This is a genomic window from Flammeovirga pectinis (assembly GCF_003970675.1).
GTDB classification, from domain to species: Bacteria; Bacteroidota; Bacteroidia; order Cytophagales; family Flammeovirgaceae; genus Flammeovirga; species Flammeovirga pectinis.
In genome coordinates, this window is record NZ_CP034562.1 from 2,417,502 (window position 1) to 2,438,493 (window position 20,992).

Consider the following 20,992-nt stretch of genomic DNA (forward strand, 5'->3'; position numbering starts at 1 on the left):
TCAACCCTATTATTTTAAATATCTTATTCTCAAATCGAGTCTATAAAATAATCAATTATACATTTTCTGCTCCTTCACAAAGCATGCCTCTACTTATAAAAAATTGAGCTACGATATATGTAGCCATTATATAGACTTCTGGAATTTCAAAACCCTGAAAATTCTTAAGGCCTATCATCAAATCAGAGCATATAAATAATAGTGCTCCAATCATAGTCATAAATCCCCATCTATCTTTTCTATTCATCCAACGTATTAAAGCAAACGAGAACATCGTTACTAAAATAACACTATAAACAAGTATAGGAGCAAACATAATAGAGCTCTTTAGAGCTACTAAATATCCGATATAACCTCCTATTATAGATAATGGAAAAGTTATAAATAAAGTAAGTTTGTAATTATCCTTTACAGAAGAAAAGAATAATGCAGTGATATACATTTGATGACAAACAAGAAAACATGCTAAACCTAATAACATGATTACTTCATCATCTAAAAACATCATATATAAATCTCCTAACCAAGCAAAGAAAAAGCCTATCATCATACATTTGTAGATTATAGAATTTTCTGATTTTTGTTGCCAAGTAGTCGAAAAATATATTGATATAAATGGCATTATTAGAGGTTTTGAGTACAAAACAACATAATAATCTTCAAAATAATTACCTAATAAATTAACTGTAATCACTACCAAAAAAATACTCCAAAAAACCTTTTTCTGACTTTTATCCAAAGGCTCTTTTACTGCTTTATTTTCTAACGTCATAAATATTTAATTACTCCCAAGGTTTCTTATTTGCCTCTTCACTATTCATTTCTTCTACTAGATCACCTTCTGAAAGCGTTTCAGATATCACACGGAAAGGACCTTTAACAATCACTTCTCCATCTTCTACCCCTTCTAATATTTCAATACTTTCAAAGTCAGAAACACCTGTTTTTACTTTTCTTGATGAAACCATTTTTGTCTCATCATTATATACAAACACTACCTCAACTAACTCATTATCTTTAGCTGATTTTTTAGATTTCAATGCATTTTCATTATCATCGTCTTCTTCAGTTTCCTTTTCTAATTCAAACCTTTTTCGTGTAGTTACTGCCGTTAAAGGTACAATTAAGATATCTTTTTTAGTTTGAGTAATTACATCTACAGATGCTGTCATTCCAGGTCTGAAAGGAGATTCCTGTCCCTTTTGTTCCGCATTCATACTACTATATGAAGAAGCTAGAATTTTAATTTTCACTTCAAACTCAGTAACTACATCAGAACTTGTTGTTTCATTTGCTGAATTTGCAATTGCCGTCACAATTCCCTTAAATTTTAGATCTCTATAAGAATAGGCATCAACATCAATTACAGCAGTATCACCAATGTGAACGCGTATAATATCATTTTCATTTACATCAACACGAGTCTCCATTTCTGCAAGATTGGCAATACGCATCATTTCTGTAGCAGACATTTGTCTAGCACCTACAATCATCTCTCCTTTCTCAACAGAAAGTTTTGATACAATACCAGACATTGGAGCAAATATCTTTGTTAATTGTAAACTTTCTTTAGCATCGTCTACTTGTGCTTGAGCACTTTTTACAGTAAACTGAGATGCTCTCACATTCTCTTGTGCAGAAGTTAAATTTGCCTTTGCAATATCAAAATCAGCTTCACTATTTTCATAATCTTGATCTGATATTACTTTATCTTCCCAAAGATTTTTATTTCTTTCAAAAGTTAATTTTGCTTGTCTCAATCTAGCCTCGTTCTGTGCAGCATCTGCTCTAGAACGTGCCAATTGTGCTTTTTGTGCATTTAAAGATGCTCTTGCCTGATCTAAAGCAGACTGAAAGTTATCTGGACGAATTTGAGCAAGAAGTTGCTTTTCATTTACAGAGTCTCCCTCTTGAACATAAAGTTCTCTAATTTCACCAGAAACTTCTGAAGATAGGTTCACTTCATTAATAGGTTGTACTTTTCCTGAAGCGCCCACCTTTTCGGTAATGGTACCATAAGTAACTGCTTCTAATTCTACTTTAGTGGCTTTTTCATTACTTTTATTATAAAAATAACCCCCAGCTCCAATTGCCACTACAATAACAGCAAGCAGTATATAAATTTTTATATTAGATCCTTTCTTTTTCTTAGCCATAGCTTACAATGCGTAATTTTTTTCGATGAAATTTGCTGTAATAGTTGAATTTTATAATTATAAGGTAAAATAATAGAATACTTTTAAAAGTACTACGTTATATCTATATAACTTTATGATATAATGGCAATTTATAATACCTTATTCGATTTGATGCTGAATAAATGGATTCAGTTTAATAATAAAGATCTTCCTACAGGAAAAATTCTTTCAATAACAACTGCATGGATAGATTACTTAAATACCTATCAATTATCAGTTAGAATTGAAGACATAAACAAAGAAACACATAATATTAGAATCAATTTAGAAAATGATTCAGAAGATTACTATATAAAACTATTTAGGGGTAATTTGGGTAAAATAAGTGATTCCTATGAGGAGTTATTGATAAACCATTAAAAAAGGAGATGTATTAGCTACATCTCCTTTTTACTTTTAAAGCTTCTCTATAATTAGTGCAGAAGCTCCTCCTCCACCATTACAAATAGCGGCGAGTCCTTTTGTACCTTTTTCATGCTTTAAAACCCCTGCTAGAGTTACTACAATTCTAGCTCCTGATGCTCCTAAAGGATGTCCCATTGAAACGGCTCCTCCATGAACGTTTACTTTATCTAATGAAATACCCAACTCTTTAGCAAATGCTAATGTAACAACAGAGAATGCTTCATTAACTTCAAAATAATCGATATCATCAATTGTAAGTCCTTTTTTATCTAAAGCTTTTCTTGCTGCATCTGGAGGTGCAATTGTAAACCATTCTGGCTCTTTCGATGCATCTGCATAAGAAACAATCTTTGCAATTGGCTTAAGTCCTAGCTTATCAACTATCTTTTTATTTACAAGAATTAAAGCTGCTGCACCATCATTAATAGTTGATGCATTTGCTGCAGTAACTGTACCTTCTTTAGTAAAAACAGCTCTAAGATTCGGTATTTTCTCAAATTTCACATTCTTAAATTCCTCGTCCTTATCCACTATAATTGGCTCTCCTCTTCTTTGAGGAACACTGACAGGAACTATTTCATCTGCAAAAATTCCATTCTCTGTAGATAAAGCTGTTTTCTTATAAGAATTAATAGCAAAATTATCTTGTTCTTCTCTACTAATCTCACATTTTTTAGCAGTTGCATCAGCACAAATACCCATTGGTTGATTTGTATATGCATCTGCTAAGCCATCTCTAACTAAGCCATCCAACATTTGGCCATGTCCGTAACCATAACCATAACGTCCTTTGGGAATATAATATGGAATATTAGACATTGATTCCATACCTCCAGCAACAACAACATCATTATCACCCAACATAATTGATTGAGCGCCTAACATAATGGTCTTCATACCAGAAGAGCAAACTTTATTTATTGTAGTACAAGGAATATCAACACCTATACCTGCACCTAAAGCTGCTTGTTTTGCTGGTGCTTGACCAAGGTTAGAAGAAATAACATTTCCCATGAAAACTTCATTAACTTCTGTCGCTGGTACGCCTGCTTTCTCTAATGCTCCTTTTATTGCTGTAGCACCTAAATCTGTAGCTGGTACAGATGCTAATGCTCCTCCAAAGCTCCCTATTGGAGTTCTTACAGCAGAAACAATATAAACTTCTTCCATAGTGTTATTTTTGTGTGTATTGGTTTGTTTGACTAATATTACAAAAGTGTATTAATTACGTCAATTAATTTCAGCAGGCAATATATGAAAATTTTATTATGCTTACATAACATTTAATTGATGATTCTTTTTACATGAAGAAATTTAGAGAATTGTACTTTCAAAGTAAAAAAACGAGTCTAATTATTCTATAACTTAAATGATTTAAAACACGCTATTTTGTTGTTTCATTTGGCCCGAAAATCATTGCATAAAAAAAAGAGGATTCTTAAACTAATCTACTGATCAGTTTAAAAACCCTCTTATCTTGATTTAATATTGGGCTAATAAAGTCTTATTGTTCTAAGCCTTTTAATAACTCGTCAATAGTTTTAGCCATTGCTACACCTGGTAATTTTACAGGGGCTGCAACTTCTGCTAAGAAAGTACCATTAACTTCACCTTTTTTGTAAGTAGTAAAACCTACACGGTATAACCCAGCAGTTAATGCTTTTGCAGGGTTACTTACTTCACTTTTGTAGCGAAATAATGAATTATAAGAACTTCCACTTGGTTGTTTAGGCATTTCGCTGCTATCATCATTTTTATCAAATACTACCCAAGTAGCATTTTTAACAGCATCATCACTAATGTTACTAGCACTAATAATATCAGAACGCTCAAGTGTAATATATGTATCAAAATAGTCTTTAGACCCTTTGTTATCAGCATATTCAGCTGATACTATAGCCTTTTTGTTTTTATATTTATCTGGCACTGGAGACATCATTCTAATACCAAGCTCAGGAGCTGCTAATGGAATCCATACATAAATATAATAGAACTTTTTGTCGTCTTTAATTTCATCTTCTTGACCGTTTGCTGCATAACCTAAATAGCTAATTACATCAGTATACGGTACTTTGATAGTTTTTGGCCCCACAGTTTTTTCAATAGAGCTACCAAATTTACTTAATTTTTGAGCATTTACATTCGTAGTAAATAGTACCGCTATAAATAGCGTACAAATTAGAGTTAAAGTTGTTTTCATCATTTAATTTTTTAAAGTTACTAACTAAGCTGTTGCCTAATTAAATTTATGAGTTCGCATTTCTTTGATAGATAGTTGATCTTTATTCCATTAAAAAGCTTGTTAATTAGAGCTATTTGTGATTTCTGATATAGAACTAGAGCCTCTAAAAATCAAAAAGTAATTAAACTCGTTAAGAAGTACCAATGAGTATTATTTAATATTTTCTAATACTGACAGCAAATGTATAATTAACTTTAAACGAATGTGCCACCGCTTTTGGGTATTTTTTAATTCACGGTAAACCGTGATACTATTATTCAAATAAAAAATTTAATTTTGCATATACTTCATTATACTTCTGTTACCAATAAAACACTGACTTATATTTTGCTTAAAAGTAAATTATATATAATCGTAACAATCTTCATTTTCCTTAGTAGTCAGTCTATTAATGCTAATGAACCGAAAGATATCTCACCTCTTGTAGATTCTTTAGTGAGTACCTTTCCGTTTTTAATTACTGATAGTGCCGAACAGGCAAAAATAAATGTAGAACAAGCTTTGCTTTTAAACGAAGGAAGAAGTGTAAAGGTATCTGCATTTGGTAATTATTGTTTGGGATTCTATAGCAGAAAAAAAGGTAGGAATAGATCGGCTATAAAATATCATAATAAAGCATTGAGTTATTATATTGATTTAGATAAACCCGAGCGACAAGTACTTATATTAAATGAGTTAGGGATAGTTTATAAAAACTTAGGGAAATACGAAAAATCAATTGAGACCTACAGAAAAGGTATAGAAATAGCAGAACGCATTCAGTCTTCTCGTTTAGCTGATGTTTACTCAAATTTAGCAGTTGTAATTACACATATGGGTAAGCAAGAACAAGCATTAGAATACCTATTTAAGAGCTATGAACTAGAAGATGATATAATTGGAAAACATATCATTCTACTTAATATCGGTATCTCATATAAAGAAATTGGTAATGATAGTTTAGCTATGAATTATTATCAAAAGTCATTAAAAATGTGTAATGATAATAACTTAGCAACCTACTATAGAAACGATATACTACATAATATCGCAAACCAGATGATAGAAGAATCTAAGTTTAAACAAGGTTTAGAGTATCTACATCAAATTGCTAATTATGATAAAAAGGAGAATAACAAACGAGATTTAGCACACTCTTATTTAAGTCTAGCGGCAGCTTATAAAGCCATGAAAGAATATAAAACCGCAATTAACTTTTACAATAAATCAATTGCTCTTTCTATAGAAACAGAGACAAATGATCAACTATTATTAGCCTATAGCTTTTTAGCAAATTTATACGAAACGAAGCACAATTATAAAAGTGCTTTAATTTTCCAAAATAAGCACAGACAGTTAAAGGATAGTTTATTTAACATTGATCAAGTTAAAAATAACGAAAGCTTACTAGCTGAGTTTGACGCTGATAGAAAAGAAAAAGAAATATTACTGCTTAAACAAGAAAAAGAAATACAGGAACAAGAATTAATAGTTAGTTCTTATAATCTAAAAATCAATCAACTAATTCGAAATGTTACCATAATTGTTGCAGTTATTAGTATTCTTGGAATTCTGTTTAGCATTTTATTTTATAAGCAAAAGCTAAAAAATGAGCAACTATTAGCACTAAGAAATGAGGAAATAAATAAAAATGAAATCTATTCTTTAATACAACAGCAAGAAGTTAGTGCCATTAAATCCGTTATTGAAGGTAGAGATAAAGAGCGACAACGTATAGCTCAAGAATTACATGATGGAATTGGCGGTAATCTAGCGAGCATTAAACTGAACTTAGGCAATATTGTTGATAAAAATTCTGATGAAAAACTCAAGGAAATTATGGGTAACCTTGATGATACTTGTAAAGAGGTGAGAGAGATCTCTCATAATTTAAGCTCAGTTAAAATGAACAACCATTCGTTCGCTTATTTAGTTCAGAAATTTTTAGATGAAATGTTAGTAGGTAACAACATCAAAATTAATCTAAATCTTTACCCAGAAACTAAATTAGATCAACTACCAAATGAAATTAAAATTGAATTATACCGAATTATTCAAGAGTTAATGAGTAATGTGATTAAGTACTCGAAAGCTGATGTCGTAGACCTTCAGATAACAAGAGGTGACGAATATCTAAATTTAATGTTTGAGGATAATGGTATTGGTTTCGACACAAACATTCCTACCCATGGAATTGGTTTAAAGAATATTCGGTCTAGAATAAAGAAATTAAATGGTACCTGTACTATAGAGTCAGCATTATGTCAGTGGAGCTTAGTAAACATAGAGATTCCTCTAACATAAAATATTAGAACAAACAACATGAACAAAATTAAAGTATTACTTGTCGACGATCATCTTATGTTTCTTGAGGGATTACAGTCTCTATTTGCAAATGAAGATAATATTGAAGTTGTAGGAGCTGCATCAAATGCTGAAAAAGCTTTAGATATTTTAAAAGACAAGCAAACAGATATTGTAATTACAGATCTAAGTATGCCTGATGTTGATGGAAGTAGTTTAGTTGATACGTTGAAAAATAAGCATCCACATGTACATACATTAGTTTTAAGTATGCATAGTGAGCCACATATTATTTCGAAATTAATTAAACAAGAAGTAAATGGCTACCTACTCAAGAATGCAGAAAAAGGTGAACTATTATCTGCGGTAAAAACTATTGTAGATGGAGAAAACTACTTTTCAAGAGAGGTTAAAGATATCATTTCGGAAAGTACTTTTAGCAGGAAATACAATCCTATTCCAGAATTAAGTAAACGAGAAAAAGAAGTCCTTTATTTGATCGGAGATGAATATACTACAAAAGAAATAGCTGATAAATTATTCATCAGTCAAAATACAGTGGAATCACATCGAAAAAATATGTTCTCCAAATTGAGTGTAAAAAATGTTGCTGGGCTCATACGCATAGCAATAAAAAATAATTTATTAGAATCTTAATTTGTCGATGAATATATAATAAACTATTCTTTCAGTCTTAAATCTACTACTACATTATAACTATGAATAGAATTTCAACACTACACCCAATCTCTAAATAATAAATTAATAGAATTTAAATCTACTTTCTAAAAAACTGTAAAATTATGAAAACAAGCAAACTCTTTCCTTTTTGGATGATTGTCTTACTATTGGCTATAGTTAGTAAGACTTACTCACAAACCACCATAACAATAGATGACGTCAGTTTTGATGCTGTAAATGGTGAAATCACATCTTATTCAGGTAGTGCAACGGACATTATTATTCCTGAAAGTTTTAATGTAAACGGAACTGACGTTACTGTAAAAAGTATAAGATACTATGCATTTCAAAGTAAAGGACTTACTAGCGTTAGTTTCCCAAATACAATTACTTCATTAAAGTTTTTATCATTCGCTAAAAATCAACTGACTTCAGTTACTCTACCAACAGGGTTAACAGAATTAGGGAAAGGTGCTTTTAGTAGTAATAATATCACAGAAATTAATGGTCAGCCCTCTAATGGTCTATTTTTAGGACTAAATGAAGATGGTTCAGAAGATAATACTCAAATAGTTTGTTATGGTGGTACCGCTACTGAAATTGATTTTATACCGAGTACAGTTACAATAATTCAGTCGTATGCTTTTGCATTTAGTTCATTAACCTCTGTCGAAATACCTGATGGTGTTGTTGCATTACATGATGGTGCATTTACTGAAAATGAATTAACTTCACTTGAATTACCAAATAGTGTTACCACTTTCCATAGTAGTGTATTTGCTGAGAATAAATTAACATCAGTTGTTATTTCAGAAAATTTATCAAAAATAGGTTACTATGCGTTCAAGGATAACCTTTTGGAGTCTGTAGTAATACCTGAGGGTGTTACAGAAATTGGTGTTGATGCCTTTAATGGAAATGTATTGACTACTGTAAGTTTACCAAGTACGTTAAAAAAGATTGGCTATAGAGCATTTCAAGACAACCTGATTGAAAGTGTAAATTTCCCTAGCCAATTGGAAGAAATTGAATTTAATGCTTTTCAGAATAACATGCTTTCTAGCATTACTATTCCATCAAGTATGATTGATATTGGCAGTTATGCATTCACTAGTAATCCTTTAACTTCTGTTACTTTTGAAGACGACAGTCACATTAACACCATTGGTACTAATGCGTTTAACAGTACTGAGACGTTGGCTCCTATTGTGTTACCGACACATACTCAAACTAATTTTCATTCTTATGTAGATAGTAATATTCAAGCATACAACCCAGGAGAAAGTATTACTGATTTCACCTTATCATATAGAAGTAAAATAGTAGAAACATTAAGTCAAGATGATGTCACTTTTAATACCTCTACAGGTAGTATAAGTTCATATAAAGGAATAGCTACAGATATTATAATTCCAAATAGTTTTACGATTGACGATGTAGAATATCCTATTAATGAAATTAGTAATTATGCCTTTCAGAGACATGATATTAGTTCAGTAGTATTTCCAGAAAACTTGCAAAAAATTGGTAATAGTGCTTTTTATCAAAATAACTTGACCGAACTTTTTATTCCAGAAGGTTGCGAAGTTGGAACAAGCTGCTTTGGTTATAATGATATTAAAGTATTTAACTTTCCTGAAAGTATGACCGAGATTCCTAGTGGGTGTTTCTCTTATTGTAATTTTACTGAGGTTACCATTCCATCTACTGTGAAAGTAATAGGTTCGTATGCTTTTTCTTATAATGATATTGAAACTTTAAATTTAAGTGAAGGGATTGAAGAAATAGGAAGTGGTGTTTTTTACCTTAACGATCTGACATCGGTGACTATACCAAATTCAGTAGTAATGATTGGTAAACAAGCTTTTACTCGTAACCAAATTTCTGAGATAAACATAGAAATTAGCAGTACTGTACTTGATGGTGGAGCATTTTCAAGTAATGAGATCACAACGGTAAACGGGGCTCCCCACAATGGCTTATTTTATGGTAGAAACGATGACGGATCTATTAATTACACAATAATTATTTCTTACGGAGGAACAGAAGGTGTAATCGATTTTCTATCTGATGATGTTACCGAAATTGATGAATATGCATTTGCATATTGTAGCTTAACTTCTGTTGATTTACCTAATAACCTAACAAATATTGGGTATTATTCATTTTATTCCACGGGACTTAATGAAATAGCTCTTCATGAAGGTATTAATTATATAGGAGGTGGTGCATTTAGATATTGTAGAATCAAATCAATACATTTTCCAAAAAGTATTGAATACTTAGGCAGTAGAGCATTTGCCTACAACAGTCTTACGTCTATCACTTTCGAAAGTGAATCAAATCTAAAATATTTATCCTCAAAAACTTTTGAATATAGTTCACTAGATGATCCTATTGTATTGCCAACAAGTGTTATACCTGGCTTCATAAATTATTTCGATCAAGACGGTACGGTTTATACAGCTGGTAGTGGCTTTTTTAATGATGAAAAAGGCTGTTTTGCTCGTTACAGTAAAACAATAACATTAGAAGATGTTGAGTTTGATGAAACAACAGGGACAATTATAGAATATACTGGGTTAGTTACAGATATTGAAATACCTGAGAGCTTTACTATTAATGATTTGGATGTAAATGTCAAAACTATAGGTTTAGATGCTTTTAATAGAAAGAACTTATTTTCTGTAGCAATGCCTAATACCATTACAACACTTGAAAAAAATGCATTCAAGAATAATTCAAGTATGGAAAATGTAACACTTAGCTCTAACCTTGTTACTATTGGCGATGATGCATTCGCAGGTAGTATACCAGATAACGGAATTGATTTACCAAGTACAGGAATATGGCATACATACCATTCATATAACTTAGGAACAGAGGTTACTAAAATAGAATCAGGTAATTCTTACAAATACAATCACAGAGTTTATGTAGTAGATTTTGCTGATTATGATGATGAAGTATTAAAGACAGAAACACTAATGCTGGCTTCTTCTGCCACTGCTCCATCTACCCCTAATAGAACAGGCTACACTTTTAAAGAATGGGACAATGATTTCAATGCTATTACTGAAGACATAACAGTTACAGCCGTTTATGAGATCAATACTTACACTGTCACTTTCAATGATTACAACGGTACACAACTCAAAACTGAAGATGTAAATTACGAAACATCAGCTACTGCTCCTACTAGCCCTGAAAGAACAGGCTACACTTTTAAAGAATGGGACAATGCTTTCAATGCTATTACTGAAGACATAACAGTTACAGCCGTTTATGAGATCAATACTTACACTGTCACTTTCAATGATTATAACGGTACACAACTCAAAACTGAAGATGTAAATTACGAAACATCAGCTACTGCTCCTACTAGCCCTGTAAGAACAGGCTACACTTTTAAAGAATGGGACAATGCTTTCAATGCTATTACTGAAAACATAACAGTTACAGCCGTTTATGAGATCAATACTTACACAATCACTTTCAATGATTATAACGGTACACAACTCAAAACTGAAGATGTAAATTACGGAACATCAGCTACTGCTCCTACTAGCCCTGTAAGAACAGGCTACACTTTTAAAGAATGGGACAATGCTTTCAATGCTATTACTGAAGACATAACAGTTACAGCCGTTTATGAGATCAATACTTACACTGTTACTTTCAATGATTATAACGGTACACAACTCAAAACTGAAGATGTAAATTACGAAACATCAGCTACTGCTCCTACTAGCCCTGTAAGAACAGGCTACACTTTTAAAGAATGGGACAATGCTTTCAATGCTATTACTGAAAACATAACAGTTACAGCCGTTTATGAGATCAATACTTACACAATCACTTTCAATGATTATAACGGTACACAACTCAAAACTGAAGATGTAAATTACGGAACATCAGCTACTGCTCCTACTAGTCCTACAAGAGATAATTATATATTTATTGGATGGGATATAGATTTTAATTCTGTTAATGAAAACCTAACTATTACTGCAACTTATGCAAGTAGTACTTATACGGTCACTTTCAATGATTTTGATGGTTCAGAGTTAAAAACTGAAGTTGTAAATTATGGCGAATCTGCTTCAGCTCCATCAACTTCTATTAGAACAGGTTATACATTTACAGGATGGGATATAGATTTTAATACTATTACTGAAGACATAACAGTTACAGCTTTATACGAAATCAACCTGTATACTGTTAGTTTTAATGATTTTAATGGTACTTTACTTAAATCCGAAATTGTAGTCTATGGAGAATCTGCTACAGCTCCTGTTAACCCAACAAGAATAGGATACACCTTTAAAGAATGGGATGTAACTTTTAATACAATTGAAAAAGACTTGACTGTTACAGCTACATATGAGATTAATACATATACTGTTAGTTTTAACGATTTTGATGGTATTTTACTTAAAATTGAAAATGTAGCATACGGAGAATCTGCTTCAGCTCCATCAACTTCAACTAGAACAGGTTACACATTTACAGGTTGGGATGTTGATTTTAATTCTATTACTGAAAACATAACAGTTACCGCTGTATATGAAATCAATTTATATACTGTTAGTTTTAATGATTTTGATGGTACTTTACTCAAAACAGAGATTGTTGTATATGGAGAAGCTGCTACAGCACCTGTTAATCCAACAAGGGCAGGGTATACTTTTAAAGAATGGGATTTGATTTTTGATGCAATTGAGAAAGACTTGACTGTTACTGCTGTCTATGATGTCTTGACTTCAATTGATAATTATACGGAAATAAAGTACTCTGTTTATCCAAATCCAGTAAGTACCATTTTAAATATTAGTATCACTAATGATGGGCAACCTCATCAAATTTCTATTTACAATATATCAGGTCAATTAGTTTATTCTTCTAAGGAGAATAAAACTATTACAAGTATCAATGTAGCAAACTGGAATTCTGGTAGCTATTATCTTGTAGTAGATAAAAAAGGAACAAAAATATTGAAGCTATAAATCAAAAATATTGATTCAAATTTTAGAAGGTAAAAGGTATTAGTATCTTTTACCTTTTTTTTATCCAACTATTTTCTATTAAATAGAATGTCTATTCTTTCTTCTAATTTAAAAACTTGTTGAGCATATTGATAATTCAGCCAAACATAACTATAGGGGCTCAATGGGGTATGTTCATCTTGATGATCCTCATAAAGTAGTTGCAATTCTGATCGAGATGAAGTTAACTTCATTGTTGCTTTTGATGGTGTTTCAAAACTATTCTTTTCTAATTGTAAAATTATTTGATGAATCCTATCAGATAAAAATTCTTGTCTATCTTGAATTGAATACAATTGCCCAATAAATTTATTTCCTATTTCTGATGAAAAAGCACTAGAATTGAGTAATTCCACAATACCAGACATTTTCCTCATAATAACAATACATTCATCTAGCTGTACTTGATGCACCCGAAAATGTTTACTCTCTTTAATAACATGTTCTACTATTTTACGTTGCTTTCTAATTGAAATAATCACATTCTTAACTTCACTTAAGTAGTGTTTATCAAAATATTCTCCATTAATAGTGCAAACATATAGATGATCTATTAGATGAAGACATTTTGCAAATTCAAATTTTAATTCTCTGGTTCCTCTTACCGGAAAAATCATTGAAAATAATAATGTCACTAACCCTCCCATTATTATATTTCCTGATCTCCATAATGCAGCTTCTAGACTTTTACCTTCCCCTACTCCTAAAATAATTACTGCAGTCATAACTGCTATTAAATATGCATAAGGATATTTTTTAAACATCACAATACCAAAAAATGGTATCAAAAGTCCTAATAATAGGGTCTGAATATATAAATAATCATGTAGAAAATAAAGAATTACAACCGCTGACATTGCCCCTGCAATTGTACCTAGAACTCTTTGGAAGATCCTATGTATAATTCCTCCAAATTCTGGAAAAGGACCAAGAAGTACAACTACTGTCACACATAGCCAAGACCCATGCGGTATCTGAAATAAGTTTACCATTAAAAAGGAAAATGTAACTATAAAAATAGTCCGATAAAGATGAACCCGTTCTATATTTTTATAGATATAATTTTCTATTGATTGATATAAAGACATAGTAGTTATTAAGGTAATTGGAAGTATCAAGTTAATTAAAAACAAAAAAGGTTACCTCTTGCAAGGTAACCTTTCTTATTACTATTTAAATTCTTTCCAGAACTATGAATTACATAGACTCGTGGAATGTTCTTTGAATAACTTCTAATTGATGTGCTCTAGACAATCTGATAAAGTTCACAGCATAACCAGAAACTCTGATTGTTAACTGTGGATAATTTTCAGGGTTATTGTAAGCATCCATTAAAGTATCTCTGTTTAGAACGTTAACATTTAAGTGATGAGCCATTCCGCCTTCTTCAGCAAAGTAACCATCCATCATTGTTACTAAGTTCTTAATTTGAGTATCACGCTCAGAACCTAAAGATTTAGGAACAATTGAGAATGTATTTGAGATACCATCTTGAGCATCACTATAATCTAATTTTGCAACAGAATTTAACGAAGCAACCGCACCGTTTGTATCACGACCGTGCATTGGATTAGCACCAGGAGCAAATGGCTCACCTGCTTTACGACCGTCAGGTGTAGCACCTGTTTTCTTACCATACATTACATTTGAAGTAATTGTCAATAAAGACATTGTAGGTACTGCGTTACGGTATGTTTTGTGTTTCGCTAATTCCGAGAAGAAGATATGCGTAATTTCTTTTGCAATGTTATCTACTTCATCGATATCGTTACCATATTTAGGGAAATCTCCTTCAATTTCGAAATCAACAGCTAAACCATTTTCATCACGGATAGGTTTTACTTTTGCATTTTTAATTGCAGATAATGAATCTGCAATGATAGAAATACCAGCAGCACCGTAAGCCATATCAATACCTGGATTTGTATCCAAGAATGCGAATTGAGCTTTTTCGTAATAATGCTTATCATGCATATAGTGAATGATATTCATCGTTTTCACATAAACACGAGCAACTTCTTTCATTGTTTTCTTGAATTGCGTCATTACTTTGTCGTAATCCAAGTACTCATCGTTAGCCATTGGTTCAACACCTTCAACAGTAAGAACATTTTTGTTCTCATCATGTCCTGCATTGATTGCCATTAATAATGCTTTCGGCAAGTTTGTACGAGCACCAAAGAATTGAATACGTTTACCAATGTGTTGGTAAGATACACAACAAGCGATACCGTAATCATCTGATCCACGATTAGGACGCATTAAATCGTCATTTTCGTATTGGATAGAAGATGTATCAATAGATACTTGAGAACAGAAATCTTTAAATCCTTGAGGAAGATCTTTAGACCAAAGTACTGTTAAGTTTGGTTCTGGAGATGCTCCTAAATTATAAAGTGTCTGTAAAAATCTAAATGATGATTTAGTTACTTTAGTACGACCATCATGGAATTGACCACCAATCGCTTCAGTTACCCAAGTTGGGTCACCACCAAAGATTTCATCATAAGCACCAGGACGTAAGTGACGTACCATACGTAATTTCATTACGAAGTGGTCAATATACTCTTGAGCTTCTACCTCTGTAATAGTACCTGCTTCTAAATCTCTTTCGATATAAATATCTAAGAAAGAAGAAACGTTACCTAATGACATTGCAGCACCATCTTGTTCTTTTACTGCAGCTAAATAAGCGAAGTAAACAGCTTGAACAGCTTCTTTTGAAGTTACTGATGGTTTTGTAACATCTACACCATACATTGCAGCCATCTCAGCGATGTCTTTCAATGATTGAATTTGAGATGTAATTTCTTCACGAAGTTGAATTTGTTCAGCAATATCAGCACCTGAACCTGTAATTAATCCATCTTCTATTGCATTAAAATCTGCTTGTTTTGCTGCAATTAATTTATCTGTACCATAAAGTGCTAAACGGCGGTAATCACCAATTATACGACCACGCGCATAATTATCAGGAAGACCTGTTAAAACACCTAATGAACGGTAAGTTCTAATTTCTTTATCATATGCAGAGAACACTTGGTTGTTGTGATCTTTAGCATATTGGAAAACATAACCAACTTTAGGGTTAACTGTTTTACCTTTTTCTTCTACAGCATTTTTAACTACTCTATAACCACCAAATGGTTTCATAGCACGCTTAAGAAGTTCATCAGTTTGTAAACCAACGATTGTTTCTAATTCTTGATTAATATAACCAGCTTTATGACTAGTTACAGTAGAAATTGTATCTGTATCGATATCACGACAACCATCGTTTTCACGTTCTTCTTTCATACCTGCTAAGCAGACATCCCAAAGTTTTTTAGTTGCTTCCGTAGCACCTTCTAAGAAAGTTTTATCACCGTAGTAAGGAGTAACATTATTAACAACAAAATCATAAACGTTAATTTCGTTTTGCCACTTCGTTCCTTTTAACTGAGAGTTTAATACAGCGTTTTCCATTGTCTTCATTTTTAGTTTTTCTTTACAATCTACAACATCATTAACGGTGTTTTTTCACATTTAGATGCCGTAATTAAATTTTATTAATAAAACAGTTGTTAAAAATTTTAGCTATTAATGTTAATAGACTCAAGCTCTTTATCTAACTGTTTTTTTTCTTCTTCTTGTTCTGGTTTAACAAACATCCACCAGTATATTGTACCTACAAAGAATGCTCCTCCTACAATATTACCTATTGTTGCTGGAATCAAGTTTGTAATGATAAAATCTGTCCAAGTAATGTCTGCACCATTAAATATAGCTGCAGGTATTACATACATATTTGCAATACAGTGTTCAAATCCAAATGTTACAAAAGTCATAACAGGGAACCAAATACCGATTACTTTACCCATAACATCTTTAGCTGCATAAGCTTGCCAAGCTGCTAAACAAACTAGCCAGTTAGCACCCACTGCTTTAAAGAATGTTTTATAAAATGGATTTCCTACTTTATGTTCTGCAACACTAATTAAAGAGTTATGGAATACCTCTCCATCTACCACTCCTGTTAATGTTGTAATAAAATAAGCAACAAATAAAGAACCCACAAAATTGCCTAAGTACCCAAAAGTCCAAACTTTACCCAGCTTCTTTATCGACTGATCTTTTGATAAAACCGATACTGTCATCATTGCAGTACTCGATGTAAAAAGTTCTGCTCCAGCAATAATACAAAGTATTAAACCTACTGGAAATACCGCACCCATTACAAATTTCGGTATACCTGGATTTTCAGCTCCAATACCTGGCATTCCACCTCCAACAACTATGGCTAATAAAAAACCAAAAGCTACATAAGCTCCTCCTAAAAATCCAAATACCAACAATTGTTGGATGGACATCTTTCCTTTTTGTAAAGCACCATTTCTGATGTTTCCTAAAATATCTTTTGGTGATGAATAGCTCATAATTTAGAAATGTTTGTGAGATTTCTCTCTAAGTGTATTGCAAATATGTAAGTAGTAAAATTCTATTTCAGTGATGATCATCACTAAAATAAAATGACCTAACAAAAAACCTCTTAACACACACAAAAACAGCCTCTTATTTAATATCCTTCACTAAAAATAATAAAAAAAAGATTGATTTTAAAATTGTATTATACACACCTTATCACTAATTATATAATGAATTTTCACCTACAGCGTAATCACACAATTGGCGAAAATTCGCGAATCGGCAAACGGAATTATATATACGCAAAATTTGATTTATTATTTCCATATTTAATTGTAAATTGAAAGAAAAACATTGTAAGAATATGGCACATCAACACAATCATCATGGGCATTCTCATGGCCAACATAACCATTCAACTGATAACATTGGGTGGGCCTTCTTTTTAAACCTATTTTTCACAATTATTGAATTTATTGGAGGGGCATACACTAATTCTGTTGCAATTATGGCAGATGCAGTTCATGACCTTGGTGATACTGTTGCAATTGGCGTTGGTTTCTTTTTTGAAAAATATTCGAACAAGAAAGAGAATAATTATTACACATATGGTTACAGGCGCTATTCTACCTTAGCTGCCATGATAAACATTGTTGTTTTAACCACAGGATCGATTCTGATGATTGTAAAAACTATTCCAAGACTAATTACACCAGAAGCTGTAGACGCTCAAGGAATGGTATATATGGGGATTTTAGGAGTACTTGTAAATGGTGCGGCTGTTTTTAAACTTATGAGTAATAAAAATTCAGCAAATCAAAGGGTAATGATGCTCCATATGTTAGAAGATACTTTAGGGTGGATTGCCGTTTTAATTGGAGCTGGAGTTATGGTATTCTGGGATATACCTATTATTGATCCAATTTTATCATTATGTATAGCCACCTTTATTCTGTTTAATGCTATAAAAAATTTAATTGCTATTATGCCAATATTTCTTCAAGCGGCACCTAGTGGTGTAGATCAAGAAAAAATAATAAGCGAATTAATAAAGATTCCTGATGTTGTAGATACTCACGATCTCCATATTTGGTCATTAGATGGCGAATTTAATATAATGAGTCTACATTTAGTTGTAGCCCAAAAAGTAACTATTGAAAGGGCTGCAGAATTAAAGAAGAAAGTAAGAGAGATTATTGATAAAGATGATGTAAAGCACATTACAATTGAAATAGAACGAGAAGATGAAGATTGTGAAGAGGACTGCAATCACTAAAATCAAAAAGCCCAATTGAAAAGTTTCAATTGGGCTTTTTGATGTATATCGTTACCTCTATAATTCTTTTAAAGGTAAACCACTCTCTGTTCTAGAAATTGCTTTAACTTCATCCAAAACAGGGCTAACACGTAAGATCTCTTTTTTAAGGAATCCACCTACTTCAGCTTCAGAAATAATTCCTTTTTTTACAGCACCTCTAATATTTATAACTCCATATTTACCATCTAACTTTTGTGCCTCTTTAAAAAATTCTTTTGCTTTATTCATAAAATCTTTAGTGTCTGAGTTTTCCCACAAACACATTATCCCATCTAATTCATAAGATGAAATCGTTCCTTTAAACTTAGGCAATACTTGGTTTATTTTATGTGTAAAATCTTGTGTAGTCTTAATTTGTTGATTAAGTACATCTGCTTCAAAATTCCATCTTAATGATAGTATGATGTATTCACGATCTTTCTGATTAAAAAATCTAGAAAACACCATATCAAATAGTTCTGTAGTACCTAAAAATTTATCTACTTCAAAAATAAAGTGATATAAAGCAAAAAGCATAAACATATAAATACATCTTGCCAAGAAAAAATGACTATTAAAAGAAGCAATAACATGATGAAGTGCTTCTCTAAAGGTTAAATCATCTGCAATCATTCCTTTTAAAATATCTTCTATTACTATTGCTAAGAAAATGACAATTGTAAATAAAATAGCTTTAAGAACTACAACATTAATTAGTTTAGTTCTTTTCAATTTTAAATCTATACCTACAGTTTCGAGTAAAACTACAACTTTACCCGTTAATGCCGCAGAAAAGGTTGCCGCTCCAAAATAACCCATTTTAAGCTCAACAGTGTCTACCATTAGACCTACCAATAATACTAAAAGGTTAAAACCTGCTGCAAAATATAAGGTTACTAAAAGTGTTTTTTTTACTTCGTGAACAACGACTTCTTTAATATTACTCATCAAATTCTAAGTTGAAAAGGTTATTGTGTTAGATAATTATTAATTCGATTTATTTTAATCTTCATGTAGACAGCTGCAACAATAAGCGAGAAGATATCTGCAACAAAAAATGAACCCCATGTTCCATAAATCCCCCAAATATGTGAAAAAAGAAATACAAAAGGAATTCTAAAGATAACTTGTCGATTTAAAGTTAATAATAAAGCATCTTTTGCTTTACCTACAGCCTGTGCATACATACTAGAAATTATACCAATAGATATAAAAGGTAAACTTGTCATGACGCCAAATATCGCCGGTACACTTTCTGTTATCAAGTCTACATCTTTTGTAAATAGCCCCGTAAGCTCTTTATTAAAAATGAAAACTAAAATTACAATTATTGTATTAATTACAGACCCATAAATGATAGACTTATAGATTACTTCTTTTACTCTTTTATAATTACATGCTCCGTAGTTAAAACTACAAATAGTCAGAAAACCCTGCCCAAGACCAATCATTGGGAATGTAGCTAGCATAAATAAACGGCTTATCACACCATATACTGCCACACTTAGCTCTCCTCCATTGTCAAATAATATATGATTTAAAATTATGGCAATTCCACTCGATGCACCTTGGCGCACAAAAGAAGCAGAACCTAAAGCCATTGTCTCTTTTACTATTCTACTATCAAGAATAAAATCTTGCCACCTTAACTTTAAAACCGTATCTCTAAATAGGTAATAATGTAAGACATAAAAAAAACCTAAAACATAAGAGATTAGTGTTGCCCAAGCCGCACCTTGCATACCCATTTCGAAGCCAACAATAAAAATTGGGTCTAAAATGATATTAATTACCCCAGGAATTATCATAGACATCATGGCTGTTTTTGCCTTTCCTTCTGATCTAATTCCATTATTACTCATAATAGACATGGTTAAAAATGGCATTCCAAAAATAACTATATGATAATACTCTTGAGCATAGCTATAAATATCTCCATTTGCTCCAAAAAAGACGAGTAGCTTTTCTTCAAAAACAACACCTAATACTACAGCAATTAAGGTTAAGATGAGTGTAATGGTACTTTGCGTACCTAAAACTTTGCAAGCATGCCTAGGGTTTCCACCACCAAGAGCTCTCGCAATTAAAGATGCTCCACCCATGCCTATTGCCATTCCAATAGATTGTACTAACATTACCAAAGGTGCTACAACAGAAATACCTGCTATACCTAATGTACCTACCCACCTACCTATAAAAAATGTATCTACCATTTGATAGATAACTATAACCATCATACCAACTGCTGCGGGTACAGATAATTTTACAAGTAAATCTTTTATACTATCTAGACCTAAGTCTGGAGTTTTGGATTTTGCCATTTACAGGAACTTTTTAAAATCTAATCAACCTTAATAGTGAAGTTAAAACATAAGGAGTGTATTTATACTATTCTACCAATCTATTTATAATATTTAAAGATGAAGACTCCTCAACA

14 protein-coding genes are annotated in these 20,992 nt (G+C 31.9%); 5 read left to right on the top strand and 9 right to left on the bottom strand.

Annotated elements, in window-relative coordinates:
- Positions 1-55: 55 nt before the first annotated feature.
- Positions 56-772 carry a lysoplasmalogenase gene (locus EI427_RS09625; RefSeq protein ID WP_126614042.1) on the bottom strand — a complete coding sequence of 239 codons (717 nt, stop codon included), beginning with the start codon at positions 770-772 and terminating at the stop codon, positions 56-58.
- A gap of 10 nt (positions 773-782) precedes the next feature.
- Positions 783-2,156: an efflux RND transporter periplasmic adaptor subunit gene (locus tag EI427_RS09630; protein WP_126614044.1), complete on the bottom strand. Its 1,374-nt coding sequence runs from the start codon at positions 2,154-2,156 to the stop codon at positions 783-785.
- A 123-nt stretch (positions 2,157-2,279) separates the two neighbouring features.
- Between EI427_RS09630 and EI427_RS09635 the strand changes: the two genes are divergently transcribed.
- The gene (locus EI427_RS09635; RefSeq protein WP_126614046.1) at positions 2,280-2,558 is read left to right on the top strand and encodes a hypothetical protein; all 279 of its coding nucleotides are present in this window, start codon (positions 2,280-2,282) and stop codon (positions 2,556-2,558) included.
- Between the two features lie 36 nt (positions 2,559-2,594).
- Here EI427_RS09635 and EI427_RS09640 read toward each other — a convergent pair whose 3' ends face one another.
- Positions 2,595-3,773: a thiolase family protein gene (locus tag EI427_RS09640; RefSeq protein ID WP_126614048.1), complete on the bottom strand. Its 1,179-nt coding sequence runs from the start codon at positions 3,771-3,773 to the stop codon at positions 2,595-2,597.
- A gap of 334 nt (positions 3,774-4,107) precedes the next feature.
- The gene (locus EI427_RS09645; RefSeq protein ID WP_205727924.1) at positions 4,108-4,806 is read right to left on the bottom strand and encodes a LipL32 family surface lipoprotein; all 699 of its coding nucleotides are present in this window, start codon (positions 4,804-4,806) and stop codon (positions 4,108-4,110) included.
- A 366-nt stretch (positions 4,807-5,172) separates the two neighbouring features.
- Here EI427_RS09645 and EI427_RS09650 point away from each other — a divergent pair, with 366 nt between their 5' ends.
- From EI427_RS09650 to EI427_RS09660, 3 genes are all read left to right on the top strand, one after another.
- On the top strand, positions 5,173-7,128 hold the full coding sequence (locus EI427_RS09650; RefSeq protein WP_170178436.1) for a tetratricopeptide repeat-containing sensor histidine kinase: 1,956 nt from the start codon (positions 5,173-5,175) through the stop codon (positions 7,126-7,128).
- Positions 7,129-7,146: 18 nt separating this feature from the next.
- Positions 7,147-7,785, top strand: a complete 639-nt coding sequence (locus EI427_RS09655; RefSeq protein WP_126614054.1) for a response regulator transcription factor — start codon at positions 7,147-7,149, stop codon at positions 7,783-7,785.
- A 146-nt stretch (positions 7,786-7,931) separates the two neighbouring features.
- Complete coding sequence (locus EI427_RS09660) at positions 7,932-12,815, top strand: leucine-rich repeat protein (protein WP_126614056.1); 4,884 nt, start codon at positions 7,932-7,934, stop codon at positions 12,813-12,815.
- A 68-nt stretch (positions 12,816-12,883) separates the two neighbouring features.
- On the opposite strand, the gene EI427_RS09665 is transcribed toward EI427_RS09660, so the two are convergent.
- From EI427_RS09665 to EI427_RS09675, 3 genes are all read right to left on the bottom strand, one after another.
- Positions 12,884-13,846 (bottom strand): FUSC family protein, encoded by a 963-nt coding sequence (locus EI427_RS09665; protein ID WP_170178437.1) that lies wholly within the window; start codon positions 13,844-13,846, stop codon positions 12,884-12,886.
- A gap of 205 nt (positions 13,847-14,051) precedes the next feature.
- Positions 14,052-16,319: a formate C-acetyltransferase gene (pflB, locus tag EI427_RS09670; RefSeq protein WP_205727925.1), complete on the bottom strand. Its 2,268-nt coding sequence runs from the start codon at positions 16,317-16,319 to the stop codon at positions 14,052-14,054.
- Positions 16,320-16,426: 107 nt separating this feature from the next.
- A complete protein-coding gene (locus tag EI427_RS09675) occupies positions 16,427-17,269 on the bottom strand; it encodes a formate/nitrite transporter family protein (RefSeq protein WP_126614061.1) in 843 nt (280 codons plus the stop codon).
- 353 nt (positions 17,270-17,622) lie between these two features.
- Between EI427_RS09675 and EI427_RS09680 the strand changes: the two genes are divergently transcribed.
- Positions 17,623-18,534 carry a cation diffusion facilitator family transporter gene (locus EI427_RS09680; RefSeq protein WP_126614063.1) on the top strand — a complete coding sequence of 304 codons (912 nt, stop codon included), beginning with the start codon at positions 17,623-17,625 and terminating at the stop codon, positions 18,532-18,534.
- 57 nt (positions 18,535-18,591) lie between these two features.
- Here the strand turns inward: EI427_RS09680 and EI427_RS09685 are convergent, their stop codons facing one another.
- Positions 18,592-19,503: a hypothetical protein gene (locus EI427_RS09685; protein WP_126614065.1), complete on the bottom strand. Its 912-nt coding sequence runs from the start codon at positions 19,501-19,503 to the stop codon at positions 18,592-18,594.
- Between the two features lie 20 nt (positions 19,504-19,523).
- On the bottom strand, positions 19,524-20,876 hold the full coding sequence (locus EI427_RS09690; RefSeq protein ID WP_126614067.1) for an MATE family efflux transporter: 1,353 nt from the start codon (positions 20,874-20,876) through the stop codon (positions 19,524-19,526).
- Positions 20,877-20,992 lie beyond the last annotated feature (116 nt).

Bases quoted from the DNA above. Each gene is read 5' to 3' on its own strand.
- EI427_RS09640 (WP_126614048.1), bottom strand. From the start codon at position 3,773: ATGGAAGAAGTTTATATTGTTTCTGCTGTAAGAACTCCAATAGGGAGC.
- EI427_RS09635 (WP_126614046.1), top strand. From the start codon at position 2,280: ATGGCAATTTATAATACCTTATTCGATTTGATGCTGAATAAATGGATT.
- EI427_RS09625 (WP_126614042.1), bottom strand. From the start codon at position 772: ATGACGTTAGAAAATAAAGCAGTAAAAGAGCCTTTGGATAAAAGTCAG.
- EI427_RS09655 (WP_126614054.1), top strand. From the start codon at position 7,147: ATGAACAAAATTAAAGTATTACTTGTCGACGATCATCTTATGTTTCTT.
- EI427_RS09675 (WP_126614061.1), bottom strand. From the start codon at position 17,269: ATGAGCTATTCATCACCAAAAGATATTTTAGGAAACATCAGAAATGGT.
- EI427_RS09685 (WP_126614065.1), bottom strand. From the start codon at position 19,503: ATGAGTAATATTAAAGAAGTCGTTGTTCACGAAGTAAAAAAAACACTT.
- EI427_RS09645 (WP_205727924.1), bottom strand. From the start codon at position 4,806: ATGATGAAAACAACTTTAACTCTAATTTGTACGCTATTTATAGCGGTA.
- EI427_RS09630 (WP_126614044.1), bottom strand. From the start codon at position 2,156: ATGGCTAAGAAAAAGAAAGGATCTAATATAAAAATTTATATACTGCTT.
- EI427_RS09665 (WP_170178437.1), bottom strand. From the start codon at position 13,846: ATGGTAAACTTATTTCAGATACCGCATGGGTCTTGGCTATGTGTGACA.
- EI427_RS09660 (WP_126614056.1), top strand. From the start codon at position 7,932: ATGAAAACAAGCAAACTCTTTCCTTTTTGGATGATTGTCTTACTATTG.
- EI427_RS09690 (WP_126614067.1), bottom strand. From the start codon at position 20,876: ATGGCAAAATCCAAAACTCCAGACTTAGGTCTAGATAGTATAAAAGAT.
- EI427_RS09680 (WP_126614063.1), top strand. From the start codon at position 17,623: ATGGCACATCAACACAATCATCATGGGCATTCTCATGGCCAACATAAC.
- pflB (WP_205727925.1), bottom strand. From the start codon at position 16,319: ATGGAAAACGCTGTATTAAACTCTCAGTTAAAAGGAACGAAGTGGCAA.